At 69.2% G+C, this 21473-nt stretch carries 26 protein-coding genes; 4 read left to right on the top strand and 22 right to left on the bottom strand.

What is annotated here, in order from left to right; all coding sequences use genetic code 11:
• Positions 1-57: 57 nt before the first annotated feature.
• The 6 genes from ACFWCH_RS13695 to rpsB all read right to left on the bottom strand — a co-directional run bounded on the left by ACFWCH_RS13695 (position 58) and on the right by rpsB (position 5028).
• Positions 58-639, bottom strand: coding sequence for a DivIVA domain-containing protein (locus tag ACFWCH_RS13695; protein WP_136037395.1), 582 nt, complete (start codon positions 637-639; stop codon positions 58-60).
• Entirely contained in the window at positions 639-1781 is a 1143-nt protein-coding gene (locus ACFWCH_RS13690) for a phosphatidate cytidylyltransferase (protein ID WP_205814445.1), read from the bottom strand. Before ACFWCH_RS13690 ends, ACFWCH_RS13695 begins: the two co-directional genes overlap by 1 nt.
• Positions 1782-1787: 6 nt before the next feature.
• Positions 1788-2342: a ribosome recycling factor gene (frr, locus tag ACFWCH_RS13685; protein WP_378803663.1), complete on the bottom strand. Its 555-nt coding sequence runs from the start codon at positions 2340-2342 to the stop codon at positions 1788-1790.
• A 66-nt stretch (positions 2343-2408) separates the two neighbouring features.
• Complete coding sequence (gene pyrH, locus ACFWCH_RS13680; RefSeq protein WP_136031812.1) at positions 2409-3125, bottom strand: UMP kinase; 717 nt, start codon at positions 3123-3125, stop codon at positions 2409-2411.
• A 90-nt stretch (positions 3126-3215) separates the two neighbouring features.
• The gene (gene tsf, locus ACFWCH_RS13675; RefSeq protein ID WP_136031810.1) at positions 3216-4043 is read right to left on the bottom strand and encodes a translation elongation factor Ts; all 828 of its coding nucleotides are present in this window, start codon (positions 4041-4043) and stop codon (positions 3216-3218) included.
• 43 nt (positions 4044-4086) lie between these two features.
• Positions 4087-5028, bottom strand: a complete 942-nt coding sequence (gene rpsB, locus ACFWCH_RS13670) for a 30S ribosomal protein S2 (protein ID WP_136031920.1) — start codon at positions 5026-5028, stop codon at positions 4087-4089.
• 304 nt (positions 5029-5332) lie between these two features.
• Here rpsB and ACFWCH_RS13665 point away from each other — a divergent pair, with 304 nt between their 5' ends.
• Positions 5333-5980 (top strand): murein hydrolase activator EnvC family protein, encoded by a 648-nt coding sequence (locus ACFWCH_RS13665; protein WP_378803662.1) that lies wholly within the window; start codon positions 5333-5335, stop codon positions 5978-5980.
• 95 nt (positions 5981-6075) lie between these two features.
• Here the strand turns inward: ACFWCH_RS13665 and ACFWCH_RS13660 are convergent, their stop codons facing one another.
• The 9 genes from ACFWCH_RS13660 to ACFWCH_RS13620 form a co-directional block, all read right to left on the bottom strand.
• On the bottom strand, positions 6076-6978 hold the full coding sequence (locus tag ACFWCH_RS13660; RefSeq protein ID WP_247638743.1) for a tyrosine recombinase XerC: 903 nt from the start codon (positions 6976-6978) through the stop codon (positions 6076-6078).
• Between the two features lie 76 nt (positions 6979-7054).
• The gene (gene dprA / locus ACFWCH_RS13655; protein ID WP_136037399.1) at positions 7055-8233 is read right to left on the bottom strand and encodes a DNA-processing protein DprA; all 1179 of its coding nucleotides are present in this window, start codon (positions 8231-8233) and stop codon (positions 7055-7057) included.
• Entirely contained in the window at positions 8230-9759 is a 1530-nt protein-coding gene (locus tag ACFWCH_RS13650; protein WP_247638741.1) for a YifB family Mg chelatase-like AAA ATPase, read from the bottom strand. The genes dprA and ACFWCH_RS13650 overlap by 4 nt, the downstream gene beginning before the upstream one ends.
• Positions 9756-10118: a YraN family protein gene (locus ACFWCH_RS13645; protein ID WP_247638740.1), complete on the bottom strand. Its 363-nt coding sequence runs from the start codon at positions 10116-10118 to the stop codon at positions 9756-9758. The genes ACFWCH_RS13650 and ACFWCH_RS13645 overlap by 4 nt, the downstream gene beginning before the upstream one ends.
• Positions 10119-10265: 147 nt before the next feature.
• Positions 10266-10592, bottom strand: coding sequence for a DUF2469 family protein (locus ACFWCH_RS13640; protein WP_017204525.1), 327 nt, complete (start codon positions 10590-10592; stop codon positions 10266-10268).
• 53 nt (positions 10593-10645) lie between these two features.
• Positions 10646-11305 carry a ribonuclease HII gene (locus ACFWCH_RS13635; protein ID WP_136037023.1) on the bottom strand — a complete coding sequence of 220 codons (660 nt, stop codon included), beginning with the start codon at positions 11303-11305 and terminating at the stop codon, positions 10646-10648.
• Positions 11302-12027, bottom strand: coding sequence for a signal peptidase I (lepB, locus tag ACFWCH_RS13630; RefSeq protein WP_136034606.1), 726 nt, complete (start codon positions 12025-12027; stop codon positions 11302-11304). Before lepB ends, ACFWCH_RS13635 begins: the two co-directional genes overlap by 4 nt.
• Positions 12028-12145: 118 nt before the next feature.
• Positions 12146-12493, bottom strand: coding sequence for a 50S ribosomal protein L19 (gene rplS / locus ACFWCH_RS13625; protein WP_136034604.1), 348 nt, complete (start codon positions 12491-12493; stop codon positions 12146-12148).
• A 169-nt stretch (positions 12494-12662) separates the two neighbouring features.
• Positions 12663-13151, bottom strand: a complete 489-nt coding sequence (locus ACFWCH_RS13620; protein WP_378803661.1) for an MFS transporter permease — start codon at positions 13149-13151, stop codon at positions 12663-12665.
• Between the two features lie 109 nt (positions 13152-13260).
• On the opposite strand from ACFWCH_RS13620, the gene map reads away from it, so the two are divergent.
• Positions 13261-14043, top strand: a complete 783-nt coding sequence (gene map, locus ACFWCH_RS13615) for a type I methionyl aminopeptidase (protein WP_136034600.1) — start codon at positions 13261-13263, stop codon at positions 14041-14043.
• Between the two features lie 9 nt (positions 14044-14052).
• Here map and ACFWCH_RS13610 read toward each other — a convergent pair whose 3' ends face one another.
• The 6 genes from ACFWCH_RS13610 to rpsP are packed head-to-tail and all read right to left on the bottom strand — an operon-like array spanning position 14053 to position 17260.
• Positions 14053-14484 carry a pyrimidine dimer DNA glycosylase/endonuclease V gene (locus tag ACFWCH_RS13610; RefSeq protein WP_136034598.1) on the bottom strand — a complete coding sequence of 144 codons (432 nt, stop codon included), beginning with the start codon at positions 14482-14484 and terminating at the stop codon, positions 14053-14055.
• Complete coding sequence (locus ACFWCH_RS13605; RefSeq protein ID WP_247638737.1) at positions 14481-15215, bottom strand: class I SAM-dependent methyltransferase; 735 nt, start codon at positions 15213-15215, stop codon at positions 14481-14483. Before ACFWCH_RS13605 ends, ACFWCH_RS13610 begins: the two co-directional genes overlap by 4 nt.
• A gap of 43 nt (positions 15216-15258) precedes the next feature.
• The gene (gene trmD, locus ACFWCH_RS13600; RefSeq protein ID WP_247638736.1) at positions 15259-15966 is read right to left on the bottom strand and encodes a tRNA (guanosine(37)-N1)-methyltransferase TrmD; all 708 of its coding nucleotides are present in this window, start codon (positions 15964-15966) and stop codon (positions 15259-15261) included.
• Positions 15967-15978: 12 nt separating this feature from the next.
• Entirely contained in the window at positions 15979-16587 is a 609-nt protein-coding gene (gene rimM, locus ACFWCH_RS13595) for a ribosome maturation factor RimM (protein WP_136034591.1), read from the bottom strand.
• A 1-nt stretch (position 16588) separates the two neighbouring features.
• Positions 16589-16819 carry an RNA-binding protein gene (locus tag ACFWCH_RS13590; protein WP_136034588.1) on the bottom strand — a complete coding sequence of 77 codons (231 nt, stop codon included), beginning with the start codon at positions 16817-16819 and terminating at the stop codon, positions 16589-16591.
• Positions 16820-16825: 6 nt separating this feature from the next.
• Positions 16826-17260: a 30S ribosomal protein S16 gene (gene rpsP / locus ACFWCH_RS13585; protein ID WP_136037018.1), complete on the bottom strand. Its 435-nt coding sequence runs from the start codon at positions 17258-17260 to the stop codon at positions 16826-16828.
• A 207-nt stretch (positions 17261-17467) separates the two neighbouring features.
• Here rpsP and ACFWCH_RS13580 point away from each other — a divergent pair, with 207 nt between their 5' ends.
• The gene (locus ACFWCH_RS13580) at positions 17468-18619 is read left to right on the top strand and encodes a glutamate--cysteine ligase (RefSeq protein WP_136034584.1); all 1152 of its coding nucleotides are present in this window, start codon (positions 17468-17470) and stop codon (positions 18617-18619) included.
• Positions 18620-18634: 15 nt separating this feature from the next.
• Here the strand turns inward: ACFWCH_RS13580 and ACFWCH_RS13575 are convergent, their stop codons facing one another.
• On the bottom strand, positions 18635-19606 hold the full coding sequence (locus ACFWCH_RS13575) for a sugar-binding transcriptional regulator (protein WP_136034582.1): 972 nt from the start codon (positions 19604-19606) through the stop codon (positions 18635-18637).
• 103 nt (positions 19607-19709) lie between these two features.
• Here ACFWCH_RS13575 and ACFWCH_RS13570 point away from each other — a divergent pair, with 103 nt between their 5' ends.
• Positions 19710-21419 carry an FAD-dependent oxidoreductase gene (locus ACFWCH_RS13570; protein ID WP_378803660.1) on the top strand — a complete coding sequence of 570 codons (1710 nt, stop codon included), beginning with the start codon at positions 19710-19712 and terminating at the stop codon, positions 21417-21419.
• The last annotated feature ends 54 nt before the right edge of the window (positions 21420-21473 follow it).

The following is a 21473-nucleotide window of genomic DNA, read 5'->3' as shown; positions in this document are numbered from 1 at the left end:
GGGAGTACACGATGGGAGACAGTTTACGCACAGGAGCCTGGACAGGCCATCCACGACTCAGCGGACCGCCAGGATCACGTCGATCGTCGCGTCCAGGAGCGCGTCCACCTGCTCCTCCCGGTACCCCCCGCGCTGCATGCGGAACGCCGCGGATCGGAGCTGCTCCGCGGTCAGGGGGTCGCCGTCGCGCAGGTAGCGGACGATGCGCGACATCACATGATCGACCTCGTCGACGCGGTAGCCGAAGGTGAGGATGCCGGTCCGGCCGAAACGGTGGCGCGCCGGCCGCGCGAGGTGATCGAGGATGACCTGCGCGTCCGCCCTCGCCTGCTCGACCCAGGCACCCGCACCCAGCGATCGCACGGCGCGCTCCCGCTCGCGTGCAGCGAAGGCGTCCTCCACCCGTCCGAGTGCGGCGTCCACGTCAGCGACGACGTAACCCTCCTTGACGAGGGGGAATGAGGCCGTGCGGACGGCGTCCGCCGTGAGCTCGTCGCTCCCGGTCTCGAACGCGCGGCGCGCCGACGCGAGGAACGTGTCGACGGCTGCACGGTGATATCCGCGCGTGCGCCCCGTCGTCACCGCGAACGCAGGGGGCGCCGAAGGCCGGGTCTTCTCGTCGGTCCGGTTGTCGGTCATCACAGCACCACCCAGGGAGAGAGGAGGAAGTAGAGGCACAACGCGGGGATCGTCGAGGGCAGGATGCTGTCGAGTCGATCCAGCAGACCGCCGTGACCGGGCAGCCAGGAGCTCATGTCCTTAATGCCGAGATCGCGTTTGAGCATGGACTCGCCGAGGTCACCCAGCGTCGCGGACAGCAGGATCGCTGCTCCGAAGATCAGCCCGCCCCACCAGGGCAGATCCAGCAGAAGGATCGCGAGGAGCACACCGGCGACGAGCGACGCCACGACAGCACCGCCGAAGCCCTCCCAGGTCTTCTTGGGACTGATCCGCGGTGCCATCGGATGGCGTCCGAACGCGAGACCGGCCGCATAGGCACCGGTATCAGCGGCGACGGCGATGGCGATGAAGCTCAGGACCCACCACTGCCCGCCCTCCTGCTCGAGCAGGATCAGCGCCACTCCCGCCAGGAACGGGACGTACACCTGCACGAAACCGCCGATGACCGCATCGGTGAGCACGTCGCCGTAGGTGCGCCCGTCCTTGGCGATCATCTGGGCCACCAGGCGCCAGACAATGACGAACGCCACCGACACGAACAGCATGACCCACGACAGCCACGGCGCCGCGAAGTAGGCGCCGAGGACGAGGAACGTCGCAGCGATCAGCTGCGGCACGACGTCCACACGGCGTCCTGCCGCCCGCAGCGCGCGGGACAGCTCGTACACACCGAGCAGCGCGGCGGCGAGGGCGAACGGCACGAACAGCGCCTTGATGAAGAGAAGCGAGGCGAGCAGGGCACCGCCGAACGCGAGCCCGATCAGGATCGCCAGCATGAGGTCGCGCCCCGTCCGCTGCTTGATCCGCTCGTTGGCCTGATCGAACTGATCCCGCGCGTGCGACACGTGCGTGCCGAACTCGTCGCGGGCGGCGCGCCACTGTTCGCGGATCGCGTTGTGGTCGGCCGTGTCGAGGCGTCGCGCCGGACCGGCCGGCGTCTCGGGCTCGGGAAGCGGCGGGCGGGGCGGCACCGCGGCGACGTCGAACCCCGGGAACGCTGCATCGGCGAGCGGGGCGCCGGCCTCGGACACGCCATCGTCACGCGCATCGCGGCGCGTGAGCGGCTTGCCCTCCTCGGCGTCTCGCGTTTCGTCGGTCATGCGGGCTTACACCTCGAGAAGTTCGGCCTCTTTGCGCTTGAGCGCGTCGTCGATCAGATCGACGTGCTGACGCGTCAGCGCGTCCAGCTCCTTCTCGCCGCGGGCGATCTCGTCTTCGCCGAGCTCGCTCTTCAGCGCATCGAGCTCGTCCTTCGCCTTGCGACGGATGCCACGCACGTGCACCTTCGCGTCCTCGGCCTTGGACTTCACGAGCTTGACGTACTCCTTGCGACGCTCAGCCGTGAGCTCCGGCATCGTGACGCGCACGAGGTTGCCGTCGTTGGTGGGGTTCGCACCGAGGTTCGGCATCTCGCGGATGGCCTGCTCGATCGCCTTCAGCGCCGACTTGTCGTACGGGGTGATGATGAGCGTGCGCGCTTCCTGGTTCGCCAGGGAGGCCAGCTGCGCGAGCGGCGTCGAGGTGCCGTAGTAGTCCACGAGCACCTTCTGGAAGAGCTGGGGGTTGGCGCGGCCCGTGCGCACCGTGGAGAAGTCCTCCTTGGCAGCCTCGACGGCGCGAGACATGCGGGTAGTGGTTTCAGCGAGGACATCCGCGATCACGGTGACTCCTATCGTCGGGGTGTTCAGAAATTCTATCGGTCGGGCGTGCTCGAACCGCGCAGGCCGTCAGGCGGTGACGAGCGTGCCGATCGTCTCGCCCAGAAGCGCGCGGGTGACGTTCCCGGCCGGCTCCATCCCGAAGACGCGCATGTCCATGTTGTTGTCCATGCACAGGCTGAAGGCGGTGGAGTCGACGACCTTGAGGCCCTGCTGCAGCGCGTCGCGGTACGTCACGCGTTCGATGCGCTCGGCGTCGGCGTGCTTGTTCGGGTCGGCGGTGTAGATGGCATCGACGCCGTTCTTGGCGACGAGCACCTCCTGCGCACCGATCTCCAGGGCGCGCTGCGCCGCGACGGTGTCGGTCGAGAAGTACGGCAGTCCGGCACCCGCGCCGAAGATCACGACGCGCCCCTTCTCCATGTGTCGCTCCGCCCGCCGCGGGATGTACGGCTCGGCGACCTGCGTCATCGCGATCGCCGACTGGACGCGGGTCGCCGCCCCCGCCTGCTCGAGGAAGTCCTGCAGCGCGAGAGCGTTCATCACGGTGCCGAGCATGCCCATGTAGTCCGCGCGGCCGCGGTCCATGCCGCGCTGACTCAGTTCGGCGCCGCGGAAGAAGTTGCCACCGCCGACGACCACGGCGACCTCGACCCGATCCACCGCCGCCGCGATCTCCCGCGCCATCTGGCTGACGACGTCCGGGTTCACCCCCAACTGCCCCGCTCCGAAGGCCTCTCCGGAGAGCTTGAGCAGGACGCGGCGGCGTCCGGTGCGTTCAGTCATGGGTAGTGTCCTCTCGTCCCGATTCAAGATAGTGCCTCGTGGGCATGAAGAAGGGGTTCGGATCATGCGATCCGAACCCCTTCGACGGTGTTACGCGCCGACCTTGAAGCGCGCGAAGTCCGTCACGGTGATACCGGCGTCCTTCGCCACCTGGGCGACGGAGAGCTTGTTGTCCTTCGCGTAGTCCTGCTCGAGCAGGGCGACCTGCTTGATGAACGCGGCGACACGGCCCTCGACGATCTTCGGCAGGGCGGCCTCGGGCTTGCCCTCGTTGCGGGAGATCTCGGTGACGATCTCACGCTCCTTCTCGACCGCGTCCGCCGGCACGTCCTCGCGGGACAGGTACGACGGGTTCGCGAACGAGATGTGCTGAGCGATGCTGCGCGCGGTCTCGGCGTCGTCACCCGAGTAGGCGACGACGACGCCGATCTGCGGCGGCAGGTCCTTGCTGGTGCGGTGCAGGTAGACCTCGACCTTGTCGCCGGAGATCGTGCGCACGCGACGCAGCTCGACCTTCTCGCCGATGATCGCCGCCTCCTCCGAGATGACCTGCTCGACGCTCTTGTCGCCGGCCTGGGCGGCCAGCGCGGCCTCGACCGAGTCCGCCTTGACCGCGGCCGCGGCGTCGGCGACCTTGTCGGCCAGCGCGATGAATCGGTCGTTCTTCGCGACGAAGTCGGTCTCGCAGGCGAGCTCGATCAGGGTCACGGCGCCGTCCTGCTCGCGAGCGACGACGAGGCCCTCGCTCGTGGAACGGTCAGCGCGCTTGGCGTTGCCCTTCGCACCCTTGAGACGCAGGATCTCGGTGGCCTTCTCGACGTCGCCGTCGGCCTCCTCGAGCGCCTTCTTGGTGTCGACCATTCCGGTGCCGAGCTGCTCGCGCAGCGCCTTGAGGTCCGCGATGGTGAAGTTGGCCATGTGTGGTGGCTCCTTGCTTCGTGATGTGGGTGTGAACGAGGGGTTACTTGTTGTCTGCGGCCTCGGCGGCGGCGACCTCAGCGGTCTCCTCACCGGAAGCGGCGGCGATCGCCTCGTCGTGCGCCTCGGCACCGGCCTTGTCGGCGGCGGTCTCGTCGGCAGCGGGCGTCTCGACGACAGCGGCCTCATCGGCGGCGGTGACCACCTCAGCGGCGTCGGCCGACTCCTCGACCGGAGCCTCGAGCAGCTCCTTCTCCCACTCGGCGAGCGGCTCGGCGTCACCCGACTCGGGGTTGTGCTTCTGCTGCAGGCCCTCGGCCGCGGCGTCAGCGATGATGCGGGTCAGCAGCGAGACGGAGCGGATCGCGTCGTCGTTGCCGGGGATCGGGTACTGGAAGTCGTCCGGGTCCGCGTTGGTGTCGAGGATGCCGATCACCGGGATGCCGAGCTTCTTGGCCTCGTCGATCGCGAGGTGCTCGCGCTTGGCGTCGACGACCCACAGGGCCGACGGCGTCTTGGTGAGGTTGCGGATGCCGCCGAGCGACTTGTGCAGCTTGTCGAGCTCGCGCTTCTTGAGCAGCAGCTCCTTCTTGGTGAAGCCCGAAGCGGCCGGGTTCTCGTAGTCGAGCTCCTCGAGCTCCTTCATGCGGGCGAGACGCTTCGCGATCGTGGAGAAGTTGGTGAGGAGTCCACCCAGCCAGCGCTGGTTCACGAACGGCTGGCCGACGCGCGTGGCCTGCTCCGCGAGGATCTCCTGCGCCTGCTTCTTGGTGCCGACGAAGAGGATGGTGCCGCCGTGCGCGACGGTCTCCTTGACGAAGTCGTACGCCTTGTCGATGTAGCCGAGCGACTGCTGGAGGTCGATGATGTGGATGCCGCTGCGCTCCGTGAGGATGAAGCGCTTCACCTTCGGGTTCCACCGACGGGTCTGGTGTCCGAAGTGCACGCCGCTGTCGAGCAGCTGGCGGATGGTGACCACAGCCATGGTCGTCTCCTGGTTCTGGCGCTCGAAGGCGCCGTTGAGGTTGTTCACGCCGACCGGATGATCGGACGCCCTGGTGCCCGGCTCACGCCCACCTGCGGGAAGCAGGACCTGCGGGAGTGGATGCCACGAGAGAATCGCTGTGGGCACGCGTAGTCACCCCGAGATCGAGGTGCTCGTCCAGCATACAGGATCACGGTGCGGCGCTCGCACTGCACAGCCTGGAGCTCGCGCGACTTGTTCCCGGCCGCCGAACCAGCGACTCGCCCGCCCGCCATGCGTCCGCCGCTCCCCTCAGACTCGCCGCATGACCTCAGAACACCGATCGGTCGTCCTCGCTCTCGGGCTGGTCGCAGCCGTGCTCTCGGGCACCCTGAGCGGCGCGGCGGCCACGACCGCTCCCGTCGCGGGCTCGGGCCCGGAGCTGACGAACGTCGCGGCGGTTTATCGCGCGCCGACCGGTCTCTCCCTCGGGGTGTCGCGCGTACGGATGGCGGGTTCGAGCACCGGGAGGCCGCGCGACCGCACGCGCGAACCCGCCGGCGACTGGCACTGGCCCGTGGAGGGCGCGCGCTCCGTCGTGGTCCGCTTCCGTGCTCCGACGCAGCCGTACGGCCCGGGTCATCGCGGTGTGGACATCGCTGCGCCCGTCGGCGCCGCGGTGATGGCTCCGGCGGACGGTGTCGTGGCCTTCCGAGGTGTCGTCGTCGATCGGCCTCTTCTGACCATCACTCACGCCGGCGGTCTGGTCACGACGTTCGAGCCGGTGGACTCTTCACTCTCGCCGGGCGAACGTGTGACACGTGGACAGCAGGTCGGCACGGTCGCGCGGGGCGGACACGCGGCCGATGGCACCGTCCATCTCGGCGTGCGGCTGCAAGGCCTGTACGTCGATCCACTGACGCTGTTCGGAGAGGTGCGACGCGCGGTGCTCCTCCCCTGCTGTCGCGAGTGATCCGGCGAGTCCGACGACCGGCAGCCTCCTCGCGTGCCCGTCGCACCCCCGGGGTGCTGCAACAGGGGTGCGGGACGTGAGCGGCTCGGGCGCCGTCAGGCGCGGGGATGAGCGAGACGATAGGTCGCCGTGAGGCGCTCCGCGGAGACATGCGTGTAGATCTGGGTCGTGCCCAGGCTGGCGTGGCCGAGGATCTCCTGCACGGCACGCAGATCCGCGCCTCCGTCGAGGAGGTGGGTCGCCGCGCTGTGTCGCAGCGCATGCGGGCCGATCGTCTCCGCCCCCACGACCGGCGCCAGCGCTCGGGCCACCAGGGCGTACACGGCTCGCGGTCCCATGCGTCCCCCTCGCGCTCCGAGGAAGACTGCCGTTCCGGGGGACATGGCGCGGGCGAGCAGCGTGGGCCTGGCACGGGTGAGGTACGCACCTGTGGCCACGACCGCCGGAGCCCCGAAGGGCACGACCCGCTCCTTCGCGCCCTTGCCGAGGACGCGGACGGTCCCGCGCTCGAGGTCGACATCGTCGACGTCGAGGCCGCACAACTCGGAGACGCGGATGCCTGCCCCATACAGGAGCTCCAGGATCGCGTGATCTCGCAGTGCCACCGGGTCTCCCTCGCTCGCGGCCGCGCGGTGCGCGTCGAGCAACTGGGTCATCGCGTCCTTCGACGCCACGGTCGGCAGCGTCTTCGCTCGTTTGGGGGCCACGAGGCGGATGCTCGGGTCGGTCGCGATCAGCTCGCGTTCGCGCGCCCAGGCGAAGAAGGATCGTGCGGCGGCCGCGCGTCGTGCCAGGGTGGAGCGGGCGTCGCCACGCTGGGTCGCGTGCCAGAGCCATTCCCGAAGATCTTCCAGGTCCACGCTGGCCACCGGCCCGATGCCCACCGTGGACCCGAGGTCTCGCAGGTCTGCACCGTAGGCGCGCACGGTCGCGGGCGAGAGCCGGCGCACCTTCTCCAGGTGGTCGGTGAACGCCTCCACCGCGACTGCGTAATCCACGTCTCCAGCTTGCCCGGATCGTCGGCGAGTTCGTCGCGCCCCGCCGCACCGCGACGTTCGGCGGTACACGGGCAACTCAGCGGCGGCGCCACCCCCGCTCGTCTCGGCGCACGGTGCCCTCCAGATCGAGAAGCCCGAGGATCGCGCGCGCTCGCCCTGCCTCGACCCCCGCTCGTTCCGCGATGTCGGCGATCGTCAGGGAGACCGCCGTGCTCATCGCTGCCTCGACACGACTCCGATCGGGGCCGAGGGAGGAGACGCCAGGAGGCGCCCCCACCGACTCCCCCATGAGCTCTCTGACCTCCGCGGCCGACGTCACGCAGGTCGCATCGTACTCCCGCAGGAGCCGATGGCACCCGGCCGATGATGCGGACGTCACGGGTCCCGGCACCGCGCCGAGGGGCCGTCCGAGAGTCGCGGCATGGCCCGCGGTGTTCAGGGAGCCGCTTCGCCACCCCGCCTCGACGACGACCGTCGCATGCCCCAGCGCCGCGATGAGTCTGTTTCGAGCGAGGAACCGCCACTTGGTAGGAGCGGCCCCGCACGGGGGCTCGCTCACCACGGCACCGCGCTCCGCGATGCGCGTCAACAGGTCGTGATGACCGGCGGGGTAAAGACGGTCCACGCCGCCGGCGAGCACCGCGACCGTCTCCCCTCCCACCCCGAGAGCAGCGCGGTGTGCCGCTCCGTCGATGCCATACGCACCACCCGACACGATCACCGCGCCGGTCGTCGCCAGGTCTCCCGCCAGCTCCGACGCCACGCGGTCGCCGTACCCGGTCGCAGCCCGCGCGCCGACGACGGCGACCAGGGGCTGCGCAACCAGGAGCTCGCAGCGCCCGCGCACCCAGAGAGCCGCGGGTGCCTGTGTGCCGAGATCGGACAGACGGACCGGCCAGCAGGCGTCACCGGGCACGACGAGGTGAGCCCCGACCGATTCCGCCGCGCGGAACGCACGACACACCGCTGCTGGTGACGCGCGGGGTGCCCAGCGCCTCCGTGCCTCAGCGAGCGCGCGTACAGCTCCGGCACGGCGCACTTCGGGTTTCGTGCGCGCACTCGCGTCGAAGGCGTAGCGGAGCCCACCCACCGCTCCGAACTCCTGCGTCAAGACTCCGGCGACGGCATCTCCGGGTTCGGCGATGACGCTCCAGGCCGCGCGGGCGACGACGTCCGCAAGTCCTTCGGATTGGCCTCCTCGAATCCGACGGGCGACCGCGCACGTGCTCTCGTCGGCGAGCAGAGCGTCGATCATGCCGCCACCCCTCGACGTAGGTGCAAGGCGCGACCGATCTCCTCTTCGCCGGGCCGCTCCCGGCCGGCGAGGTCCGCCATCGTCCACGCAACCCTGAGCACACGGTCGTAACCGCGGAGCGTGAGCGCACCGCGCTCGAGGGCACGATCGAGGATCATCCGCTCGGTCTTCTCCACATGGAACGGGGCCCGTCGGAGGACGGGACCCGGCACCTCGGCGTTCTTCTGCCAGGGTGTCCCACGCCAGCGATGCGCCGCGCGCTCCCGTGCTGCCTGCACGCGCTCACGCGCGAACGCCGTCGTCACCCGGGCACGCTCGTGGGAGATGGCTTTCGACGCGGCAACACGGGTGAGCCCGAGATCGATGTCGACTCGGTCACGCAAAGGGCCGGATATCCGAGCGGCATACCGTCGGACGGCGCTCGGCGGACAGGTGCATTCCGCGTTCCGCACACCGAAGTTGCCGCAGGGACACGGGTTCGTGGCGAGCAGGAGTTGGAAGCGGGCAGGGAAACGCGCGGTGAAGCCGGATCGGTGCACGTCCACCACCCCCGATTCCAACGGCTGGCGAAGCGCGTCGAGCGCGACGCGGGAGAACTCCGCCGCCTCGTCGAGGAACAGCACCCCGCGATGCGCACGAGCCACGGCTCCCGGCCTCGCAGAGCGCGATCCTCCGCCGATCAACGCCACGGTGGAAGCCGTATGGTGGGGCGCCTCCAGCGGCGGTCGACGGTCCAGAGCGGTGACGGACTCGCCGCTCAGCGACCGGATCGATGCGACCTCCAGCGCCTCTCGCTCATCGAGCAGCGGCAGGATCCCCGGCAGACGTGCGGCGAGCATGGACTTCCCCGCGCCAGGAGGACCGCTGAGGAGCAGATGATGGCCGCCCGCGGCGGCTGCGATGAGGGCCTCGACCGCCTCGTCCTGTCCGATGACGTCTGCGAGGTCGTGCTCATCCTCGCGCCGGGAGACGGGGGCCGGAAGCAGGACCGGCTCGACGTCGTCCACGTCCACGGCGGCGCCATGCCAGACGGCGACCTCGGCCAGCGACGCCGCGGACCGCACTTCCACACCGGGAACCAACCGCGCCTCCGGCTCGTTGCCGCGCGGCACCACGACCTGGGTGAACCCCGCCCGCACGGCGGCGAAGACCGCCGGGAGGACGCCGGGCACCGGGCGGATCCTCCCGTCGAGCCCGAGTTCGCCGAGATGTACCGTCCGTCGAACCGTTCGCTGGTTCAGAGTGCCGCCCGTGGCGAGGCTGGCGATCGCGATGGCGAGGTCGAAGGCCGAGCCGTGCTTCGGGAGACTGGCCGGCGACAGGTTGACGGTGAGACGGCGCCGTGGGAGATCCAGCCCGGAGTTCTGACAGGCGTTGTGGACCCGCTGTACGGCCTCGCCGAGCGACTTGTCCGGAAGCCCGATGATGCGGAACTCGGGCGTCTGATTGGACAGATCGGCCTCCACCTCGACGAGGTGTCCGACAGCACCGTTGAGGGCGACGGACCAGGTGCGCGCGGTGGTCACGCGACGTCCTCGAGATGGTCGACGACGCCCTGCGCGGCGTCCGGACCGGTGATCCCGATCGCCTCGAGCCGCACCGCCAGGCCCGTCGCCGCATCCACGTGCGCGGCTCGCCAGGCGTACGCGAGCTGCCAGAGACGACGGCGTTTCCGTGCATCGATCGCCTCGAGCGGATGCCCGAATGCGGCGCTCCGCCGTGTCTTCACCTCGACGATCGCGAGCCATCCGTCCCGCTGGGCGACGATGTCGATCTCGCCCTGCGCACACCGCCAGTTCCGGTCGAGGATGGTGTACCCGCGGTATCGGAGGTACTCCGCCGCACGTTGTTCGCCCGCTCGTCCGAGCTCGTCTTTCGCTGCCATGCGGAGAGGATCCCGCACTCCCGCCCTGCGCCGTGGGGCTGTCGGGCTTTGCGAGGGACGCCGCGGAGAAGACCCTCGTTCCTGCGGTCGGTGCAGAACGGGAGTCGCAGCCGACCGGCGGGTCGGGACCTCTCCGACGGCGTCAGGTCACTCGCCGTCGAGGGACAGCTCCTGCGGGAGCTCGAACTCGCGTCGCTGCAGTTCCTCGACGTTGACGTCCTTGAAGGTGAGGACCCGCACGGCCTTCACGAAGCGGTCCGCGCGATAGATGTCCCAGACCCAGACATCGCTCATGGAGATCTCGAAGTAGAAGTCGTGCTCGGTGTCGCGTCGCACGACGTTGACCTCGTTGGCGAGGTAGAAGCGCCGCTCGGTCTCGACCACGTACTGGAACTGCGAGACGACGTCACGGTACTCACGGAACAGCGCCAGCTCGAGCTCGCGGTCGTAGTCGTCGAAGGCTTCCTCATCCATGATGACTCCATCCTATGGCGGCGGACCGCACGGAGCGGTATCCGCGGGCGCCCTCAGAAGAGCGTCGGGGCATCGGCGATCGCCCAGGACGACCGGTGGAACGGTGACAGGCCCAGAGCGCGGATGGCGTCCCGATGCTCGGGGCTCGCGTAGCCCTTGTTCCGATCCCACTGATAGCCGCTATGACCCTCGTGCAGCTCGGCCATGTGCCCGTCGCGTGCGACCTTGGCGATCACGGAGGCGGCCGACACGGAGGCGCAGTCGCGGTCGGCCTTGACCACCGGCCGCACACGGAGGGGGACGGGATGGACGCGGGACACGTAGTCGTGATTCCCATCGAGCAGCACCAGCGCATTCTCGAGGGCGGCCCCCTGGTCCACCACGGCCTGAACGGCCCGCGACGCGGCGAGACCGAGCGCCCGCATGATCCCCACCTCGTCGACCTCCCTCGCCGTCGCCCAGCCGACGGCGGAGGCCTGGACCCACGCCGCGGCGCGCGCAGCCACCTCAGGGCGCCGTCGTTCCGTGACGAGTTTCGAATCGCGCAGACCCTCGGGAACCCGCCGGCGCGCTCCCTTGGCGTCCATCACGGCGGCCCCCACGGCGACCGGCCCCGCGAGGGCACCGCGACCGACCTCGTCGAGCGCGATGATCAGCTCGCATTCGCCGAGGAGCCGTCGCTCGAGCGTCAGACGGGGCGCGACGACGGTCATTCCGACTCCGGTACCCCGTTGAAGATCTCGTGATGCCCGTCGATCGTGCCGAACCGATCGAGCGGCCAGGTCGTCAGGAACGCCTTGCCGACGATGTTGCCGACGGGCACGAAGCCGCCGCTCGGGAGATCCTGGTGGGCGCGCGCGTCTCGCGAGCGATCGCGGTTGTCGCCCAGGAGCCACACCGAGTCCTCAGGCACGACCACGTCGAACGGCTCGTTGGAGGCGGCGGTGTCGCCCTGCGGGAGGTTGAGGTATCCGAGCTCGTCGATCGGTGCACCATTGATCGTGATCTGCCCCAGCGCGTTGCAGCACACCACGTGGTCGCCCGCGACCCCGATCACGCGCTTGACGAGATGGTCCTGCGAGTCCGTCGCCGAGATACCCACGAAGTTCAGCACCCAATCCACGGCCTGGATCAGAGGCGGCTGCGCCGGTGTCTGCACTTGACCGTCGAGCCATCCCCCGGGGTCCTTGAACACGACCACGTCGCCCCGCTCGTAGCCGGTCCAGCGTGGGGTCAGCTCGTCGACGAGGATCCTGTCGTTGATGAGCAGCGTCCGCTCCATCGAGGCCGAGGGGATGTAGAACGAGCGGACGACGAACGTCTTGATGACGAACGACACCAGCGCCGCGATCAGGACGATCACCAGCACATCACGGAGGAAGACCAGGAACCCGCGGCGCCTTCTCGTCGGACGTGCGGACGGAGAGTCAGTCATCTGGTTCCTTCTCGAGTGGAGCACCGTTGGCACACGGCAGTAACAAGGGTCGCACACCCCGCGCACGACAAAGCACCCCGGGACATCGTGTCCCGGGGTGCTGTGAGGAAGCTGCGACTCAGTTGTCGCGCTTCTCCTTGATCTTCGCCTTCTTGCCACGCAGCTCGCGCAGGTAGTAGAGCTTCGCACGACGAACGTCACCGCGCGTGACGACCTCGATGTGGTCGATCACCGGGGAGTGCACGGGGAAGGTGCGCTCCACGCCCACCTGGAAGCTGATCTTGCGGACCGTGAAGGTCTCGCGCACGCTGTCGCCCTGGCGGCCGATGACGACGCCCTGGAAGACCTGGATACGGGAGCGGTTGCCCTCGGTGATGTTGACGTGCACCTTGACGGTGTCACCGGGGAAGAACTCGGGGATGTCGGAACGGAGCGAAGCCGCGTCGACGGCGTCGAGGATCTGCATGATCGTCTCTCTCTGCACTCGCCACAGGTCGGATGCATGATGATGGAAGGAACAAGAACGGGTGTGTGCTGAACGGCGCTGACGCGTCCGCGGGCTCCCCTGAGGCAGAGCCGGTCACGGCACAAGAATCCATTCTGCCACGGATGGCAGATGCGACCAAAACGGTCACTCAGTCCCGGGGATCACTCTCGCGCACGACGATGATCTCATGGGGCTCCGCGCGCACGGTCGGCTCGTCCGCGGCGGGGATCGTGGACCACGTGATGGTCTCTCTGATGCGCGCCCCACTGCCACGGGCCTCGTTCCACAGCTGCCACAGCTGCAGCCAGACGAGCGCGATCCCGACGACGATCGCCGCCGCGAGCAACCAGCCGAACGCGCCGTCGATGAAGAACCCCACCGCGATGGTGAGGCCGTGCCACAGCGCGAAGCCGGCGACATCCCACCAGGACACGGCACGCTCAGCGCGGACCGACGGCCGCGAACGCGTGAGCAGTGTGAGCAGGAGCTGCCCGATGAAGACGGACGGAATCGCGATGAGCAACACCCACAGGATGGCCCAGCCGCCCTGGAACACGCCCCAGCCGACGAGGAGCCACAGCGGGAGCACGAAGGCAGACGGCAGGAGCCACCGGAAGAACGCCTGACGCAACCACATGCTCCGATGCTACGTCGATCGCCCCTCGTCGGGTCAGCGTGTTCGCTCTGAGCGCGCGGCTCCCCTGGGCGCTTCGATCAGGGAGAATGGAGGAAACGAGAGGACACCCATGATCGAACTGCGCACCCCTGCCGAGATCGACGAGATGCGCGCGGCAGGCCGGTTCGTCGCCGAGACCCTGGCGACCCTGCGCGACGAGACGAAAGTGGGCACCAACCTTCTGGCGATCGACCGTCGCGCCCACGACATGATCCGCAGAGCGGGCGCGGAGTCCTGCTACATCGACTACCACCCGTCCTTCGGGGCGAGCCCCTTCGGCAAGGTCATCTGCACCTCCGTGAACGACGCGGTCCTGCACGGCCTCCCCCACGACTACACCCTGCGCGACGGCGATCTGGTCACCCTCGACTTCGCGGTCTCCGTCGACGGATGGGTGGCCGACTCCGCCGTCTCGTTCGTGGTCGGCACGCCGCGCGACGAGGACCTGCGTTTGATCGACACCACCGAGCGGGCTCTCACGGCCGCGATCAAGACCTCTGTCGTGGGCAACCGCATCGGCGACATCTCCGCTGCGATCGCCGACGTCGCCCACGGCGAGGGCTACTCCATCAACACCGACTTCGGCGGGCACGGCGTCGGACGCACCATGCACGGAGACCCGCATGTGGCGAACGACGGCAGAGCGGGCCGCGGCTTCCCGCTCCGCGCCGGCCTGGTCCTGGCTCTCGAGCCGTGGTTCCTCGCGACCACCGACGAGCTCGTGACCGACCCCGACGGCTGGACGCTGCGCAGCGTCGACGGCTCCCGCGGTGCGCATTCGGAGCACACCATCGCGATCACGGATGACGGGCCGATCATCCTCACCGACCGTTCCTTCCTCGGCGTCGACTGACCCGCGACGTCACGCCCGTTCCCACGACGCCACGGGGCCCTCGACCACGACGAACAGCGGATGAGGCGCCGGACGGTGCGTGTGCGCATGCAGGGCCAGGCGGTCCGGGCTTCGGGCGGCGAGCTTGGCACGCAGATGGCGCCACTCCAGGTCGAGTTGACCGGTGGTGACCTCGAGGGGCGGCACAGTGGTGCCGAGGGTACGGATGCGCGAGCGATCGAAGCGGTAGCCACGCGCGTCAGCCTCGTCCGCAAGACCGCGCAGATAGGCCGACACCGCCGTCGACGGCTCGGGTGCCTCGCGGAAGCGCGCCAGCTGCGGGTGCTCGCGATAGCCCTTCGTCGTTCCGGCGAGCACAGCCTGAGCGAGCAGGGTCTCGCGCCAGCACGCCACGAGGCCCTGCCGGTCGAGGTACACCGGATGCAACGACCAGATCCTCATGCGCGCCGGTAGCGGAAGACGTCAGTCAGATGCGGAAGGTCGAAGGCCGCCCTGCCCGCCGTCTCCGGGCTGTCGTCGAGCACGGCCTCGATCGCATCACGCATCGCGCGGCGCCCGGACTCGTTCGCGACGAGATAGCTGCTGACCGTGGCCCACCGGGCGACGTAGCCGGCACGGCTGATCCGTTCCTTCCAGCGGATCTCGTGGTGCCCGACGAAGTCGAAGCCCGGCAGCTCCACGGCGGTCGCGGTCGTGGCATCGGCATCGCCCACGGCCGGGTGCGCGATGCGGTGACATGCGACGTCCCACGCGCACGTCGGATCCGCGCGATTCCAGAGCAGACCCAGCACACCCGTCGGCACCAGCACCCGCGCGATCTCCGCCGCGGCCGTGTCTCGGTCGAACCAGTGGAAGGCCTGCGCAACGCAGACCGCGTCGACGGCGCCGTCGCCCAGGGGGATGCGCTCAGCCGTACCGTCGAGAGCGCTGACCGTTGGCAGCTTGGACCAAAGCACCTCGCGCATCGGCGCGGAAGGCTCGACGGCCACCACGTGATCCGCGCGCTCGAGCAGGAGCTCGGTGAACTTGCCCGTCCCCGCGCCGAGGTCGAGCACCGTAGGAACCGCGGCGGGGAGGATGGCTTCGACCGCGGCGACGGGGAATCCTGGCCGATGACGGTCGTACTCCTCGCCGATCGTCTCGAACGACTGCGCGAGTGCCCTGTCCACCATGCTCCGACGCTAACAGGTGCGCGACACGCGTTCGGAGGTCGGTTCAGGCCTCCGCCGGTGGCAGGAGGTCCGGCCGACGGCGCCGAGTCCGTTCGATCTGCTGTTCGCGGCGCCAGGCCGCGATCGCCCCGTGGTTGCCGCTGAGCAGCACCTCCGGCACCGCACGCTCGCGCCAGACCGAGGGCTTCGTGTACGACGGGTACTCCAGCAGCCCGTCCTCGTGCGACTCCTCGACGAGGCTCTCCGGATTGCCGACGACACCGGGGATGAGCCGTCCGACAGCCTCGATCATCGCCATCGCGGCGACCTCGCCGCCGTTCAGCACGTAGTCGCCGAGGCTGAGCAACCGGACCTCGCCCAGGCCGGACGCGTACTCGAAGACGCGCTCGTCGATCCCCTCGTAGCGGCCGCAACCGAACACGAGATGTCCCCGCGTCGAGAGATCGCGCGCCGTCGCCTGCGTGAAGACCTCCCCCGCCGGAGACGGGAAGATGAAGGTGGGAGCTTCGGTGCCGGACACGTCGGAACCGGCGATCTCATCCAGGGCGAGCCCCCACGGCTCCGGCTTCATGACCATGCCCGCTCCCCCGCCGTACGGGGTGTCGTCGACCGTGCGATGGCGGTCGTGCGTCCAGTCGCGGAGGTCGTGGACGCGCAGATCGAGCAGACCGGTGTGCCGAGCCTTTCCGAGCAGCGACAGCGTCAGGCCGTCGAAGTACGACGGGAAGATGGAGACGACATCGATGCGCACGGGGGAACCGTATCAGCGCGATTCGGAAGCGTCGTCCGCCTCCGTCGACTCGTCCGCCTGGGCATCCTCCGAGTCGGGGAGTTCCTCGAACAGACCGGACGGCGGCGTCACGATGACGCGGCCGCCCGCGACATCGACGGTCGGCACGATCGCCTCGACGAACGGCACCATGATCTCCTGCTCGCCCGCCTTCACGATGAGAAGGTCCTGGGCGGGGAAGTGATCGACGCGGACGACGCGACCGACCACGGTCTCGTCGCGGACGACGTCGAGTCCGACCAGCTGGTGGTCGAACCAGGCGTTCTCCTCGACCTCGTCCTCGTCCTGATCGATCCAGAGGATCGCGCGCACGAGGCTCTCGGCGGCCGTGCGGTCGTCGACGTCGTCGAAGAACACGACCGGGTTCCCGTTCATCACTCGGTACTCGCGGACGGTGATCTCCTTGCCGTGCCACGGAGATGCCTCGGGCACCTGCAACGTGAACACGGCCCCCGGGGTGAATCGGCCCTCGGGGTTGTCGGTGTACAGCTCCAGCTTCAGGGCGCCCTTCAGCCCGTGCGCCTTGACGAGCCGTCCGACGCGGAGCTGGTTCCTGCCCTGGCTGCGGTCCTTCGCCACCACGTCAGTCGTCCGCGACGTCGACACGAACGCGACGCCCGTCCGCGAGAGCGCTGACGAGGGTGCGCAGGGCTTTGGCCGTGCGGCCGCCACGCCCGATCACGCGTCCACGGTCGTCGGGGTGCACGCGCACCTCGAGGAGGTCGCCTCGCGGCGAGGTGGATTCGGTGATGCGCACATCCTCCGGGTGATCGACGATCCCCTTGACGATGTGCTCGAGCGCGGCGGCAAGCACGATGGATTACTCGGCGTCGGCGGCGGGAGCCTCGGCGGCCTCCGCGTCGGCGTCAGCGGCGGGAGCCTCCTCAGCGGGAGCCTCCTTCTTCTCCGCCTTCGGCTTGATGACCGACTTCTTCGAGGAGTCGGCCTCGAACGCCGTCTTCTCCTCGGCGACCTTGAGCGTGGACTTCGCGTCCTTGTCGCCCTTGAAGATGCCCCAGTCGCCCGTGATCTTGAGGATGGCGGTGACCTGCTCGGTCGGCTGAGCGCCGACGGACAGCCAGTACTGCGCACGCTCGGAGTCGACCTCGATGAAGGAGGGCTCCTCGGTGGGGTGGTACTTGCCGATCTCCTCGATCACACGACCGTCGCGCTTGGTGCGCGAGTCGGCGACGACGATGCGGTAGTAAGGCGCGCGGATCTTGCCCAGGCGCTTGAGACGAATCTTGACAGACACGATTCTCCTGAATGGTGTGGAAGGAAACGAACCGATCGCCTGGAGAGTGGGGTGCACACCCGGCGGAAGCTCAATAGGGAGGACGAATGCTGGATAGAGGGTCGAGCACGTCGTCCGACCCTCTATTCTGCCAGATGCACCGGCCCCGCGCGAAACGCGGCGACACGGCGTGGCCGCGTGTCGGCGACGCCGTGTCAGACTGTGGTCGTGCAGCTCGACTTCGCCGCTTCGGCCCGCTCCACCGTCGGTCTCGAATGGGAGATCATGCTCGCCGATCCCGCGACCGGCGATCTGGTCGGCCGCGCGCCCGAGCTCCTCGCCGCGCTGGAAGCGGAGAGCGAGGACGAACGCCACACCGTGACCGGGGAGCTCCTCACGAACACGATCGAGGTCACGAGCGGCATCGGCGACTCGGTGGCCCACGCGGTCGACGACATCGCCAACGCCATCTCCGCGGTCCGGGCCTCCACCGACCCGGCGGGGATCGAGCTCCTCTCCGCCGGCAGCCACCCGTTCGCGCAATGGTTCGATCAGCAGGTGACGGACAAGACCCGGTATCACACCCTCATCGAGCGCACCCAGTGGTGGGGACGCAACATGATGATCTGGGGCATCCACGTGCACGTGGGCGTGGAGGACCAGCGCAAGGTGTTCCCGATCATCAACGCCCTGTCCGCCTACCTCCCCCACCTCCAGGCTCTGTCGGCGTCGAGCCCGTTCTGGGCCGGGGAGCGCACGGGATACGCCTCCAACCGCGCCCTGGTGTTCCAGCAGCTTCCGACCGCTGGGCTCCCCTGGCCGCTGCGCGACTGGGCACAGTTCGAGCGGTACCTCGACGACATGGTCCGCACGGGCGTCATGGCCGACGCGACCGAGGTGCGCTGGGACATCCGCCCCGCACCGCGCTGGGGCACAATCGAGGTGAGGGCGTGCGACGGGCTGTCCACGCTGTCCGAGATGGCCGCCGTCGCGGCTCTCGTGCAGGTGCTGGTCGAGCACTTCTCGCGGCTGCTGGACGAGGGCGCGGCGCTTCCGGAGCTTCCCGCCTGGTACCACCGGGAGAACAAGTGGCGCGCCGCCCGCTACGGCCTCGACGCTCGCGTGATCGTCGACGCGATCGGAACGCAGCGTCTCGTAGGAGATCATCTGGCGGAGAAGATCGAAGAGCTCGCCCCGGTCGCGGTCGAGCTCGGCTGCGGGCGGGAGTTCGCGAGCATCGGCGGCATCCTCGAGGGAGGCGCGAGCTATGCGCGTCAGTTGGCCGTCGCCGACGCGACGGACGGCGACCTCGCCGCGGTCGTGCAGCACCTGATCCGCGAGTTCCGCTCGGGGCCGGAGTCGTCGATCGACGGCGAGTGACGCCCCGTCGGCGGTTCAGTCCTCGATGAGCCGGCGCGCGAGGCCCTCGTCGAGCACGACGTCGGTGATGAGCTCCGCGGCGATCGCCGCCCGCAGGCTCGCGAGCTTCGGCACCCCGGACACGACGCACACCCGCCGGGGCACGCGCCGCAGGCGGTCGAGGCCCGGCCCGGTCGCCCTGGCGTTGACGCGGATGTCGCGCCACGAGCCGTCCGCGCGGAAGAACACGGTCGCGACGTCGCCGATCGCGTGATCCTCGCGGAGGCTCCGGTAGTCCTCACGCCCCAGATACCCGCCGACGTAGACGCGACTGGGGACCTCTGCCGCTGGCGAGCCGAGGCTGAACACCGCGATGTCCATCTTCGCCTGGAGGTCGAGCACCCGCCGTGTGCTGCGCTCCCGCCACATCGCCTCTCGCGTCGCGGGGTCGTCGAAGAACGCCGGGACCGGGAACTGCTGCACCTGCGCGCCGAACGCACTGCCGAAGCGCTGCAGGATGTCGCTGGAGTACTCCACACCGCTGGTCTGCGTGTTGCCGGCGCCGTTGAGCTGCACGAACGTGGTGTTGTGCGTCTCCTTCTGCGTGAGACCACGGCTGACGGCACTGATGGTCGATCCCCACGCCACGCCCACGATCATGTTGGAGTCGACGAACTGAGACAGGAGTCGTCCCGCCGTCAGGGCGACGCGCTCCAGCCGCTCCACCTCGCTCACGATCTCGGCCATCGGCACCACGTGTGCGACGACGCGGTGGCGATCGCGGATGCGCTGTTCGAGCATGCCGAGCCGTTCGAGCGGTGAGTTGATGCGGATGTCGACGAGTCCGCTCTCCCGCGCGAAGCTCAGCAGCCGTGAGACCGAGGACCGCGACGTGCCGAGCTCCGTGGCGATGACCTCCATGGTCTTGTCCTGCATGTAGTAGAGCTGAGCGGCGGTGAGCGCCGCGATCAGCTTGCTGTCGCGGGATTGCGCGCCGGAACCTGCCATGACTTCCTCCTGTCCTTCGATCCTTGCACATATGTGCAGCGGACTTGCGCGCCCACGTCAGACGGGTCGATGCTGGTGGCAAGCAAGGAAGAGAGGGTCGACGATGATCGATTCCACACACGCGTCCCCCGAGCGCGCGGACGTCCGCGCTGTCCGCGAGTCCGGACGCACCACCGTCCTCGTCATCGGCGGTGGCATCAACGGCATCTCCACGTTCCGCGACCTGGCGTTGCAGGGGGTCGATGTCCTCCTGGTCGAGCGCGGCGACTTCGCGTCCGGGGCCTCCGCCGCCTCCAGCCACATGATCCACGGGGGCATCCGCTACCTGGAGAACGGCGAGTTCCGCCTCGTCCGCGAGTCGGTGGAGGAGCGCAACGGTCTGCTCAAGATCGCGCCGCACTACGTCAAGCCGCTGCAGACCACGATCCCGATCTACTCGACGTTCTCGGGCATCCTCTCCGCGCCGCTCCGCTTCCTCACCCACAAGAGCGGCAAGCCGAAGGAGCGCGGAGCGTTCCTGATCAAGGTCGGCCTCACGATCTACGACACCTTCTCGCGCGACGGCGGCACCGTGCCGCGCCACCGCTTCCTCGGACGTAAGAAGTCGCTCGCTGAACTGCCGTCGCTCGACCCGGACATCAAGTACACCGCGACGTACTACGACGCCTCGATGCACGACCCGGAGCGGCTCGCCCTCGACGTGCTGCAGGACGGGCGCGCCGCGCACCCCGGCGCCGTGGCTCTCAACTACGTCGAGGCGGTCGGTCGCGACGGCGACAGCGTGCTGCTGCGCGACCGCGAGAGCGGCACCGAGTTCGTCGTGTCCGCCGACGTGATCGTCAACGCGTCCGGCCCCTGGACCGACCTCACCAACGAGGAGCTCGGCCTCCAGAGCCGTCTCATGGGCGGCACCAAGGGCTCGCACATCGTGCTGGACCACCCGGAGCTGCTGGACGCCACCCGCGGCCGCGAGATCTTCTTCGAGCACTCCGACGGCCGCATCGTGCTGATCTATCCGCTGAAGGGCCGAGTGCTCGTCGGCACCACGGACATCGACGCCGACCCGCGCGAGGTCCCGGTGTGCACCGAGGAGGAGATCGACTACTTCTTCGACCTCATCCACCACGTGTTCCCGACGATCTCGGTGACCCGCGAGCAGATCGTCTACAACTTCTCCGGCATCCGCCCGCTCCCCCGCCACGAGGACACGGCCCCCGGGTTCGTCTCGCGCGACTACCGGGTCGAGGTCGACCGCCAGGGCGCCGTCCCGCTGGTGAGCCTGGTCGGTGGCAAGTGGACCACGTTCCGCGCGCTCGGCGAATCGCTGTCCAACCAGGTGCTCGACCTCCTGGGTCGCACGCGCACGGTGTCGACCGCGGGTCGTGCCATCGGCGGCGGACGCGAGTTCCCGCGCACCGAGAAGGCCAAGCGCATCTGGATCCAGGAGAACCTGCCGGGCGCCGGAGCACGTGCCGAGCAGCTCCTGGCCCGTTACGGCACGCGGGCGGCCGAGGTCTGGGCGCACGTCGAGCAGGGACCGGACGCGCCCCTCGCCGGCGGCGACCTCTCCACACGGGAGCTCGAATGGATGGTGCAGAACGAGATGGTCGCACGGCTGGAGGACGTGATCCTGCGCCGCACCAGCATCGCCTTCACGGGCGGCGCCAACGCCGAGGTGCTCGACGAGATCGCTGAGGCGCTCGCTCCCCTCCTCGGCTGGGACCGCGAGCGGCACGATGCCGAAGTCGAGCAGACCCGCCTCCTCCTCAACGAACGACACGGACTCCACCTTCCGTCCCGCGCCCGCGGCTGACGGAAGTCCGACCACCGCCCTCCTCGCGGTGCTACCCCCATAGGGGGTCGGGGC

The organism is Microbacterium sp. NPDC060132, assembly GCF_042729675.1.
Taxonomy (GTDB): domain Bacteria; phylum Actinomycetota; class Actinomycetes; order Actinomycetales; family Microbacteriaceae; genus Microbacterium; species Microbacterium sufflavum.
This window is presented reverse-complemented; position numbering and strand designations above follow the sequence as displayed.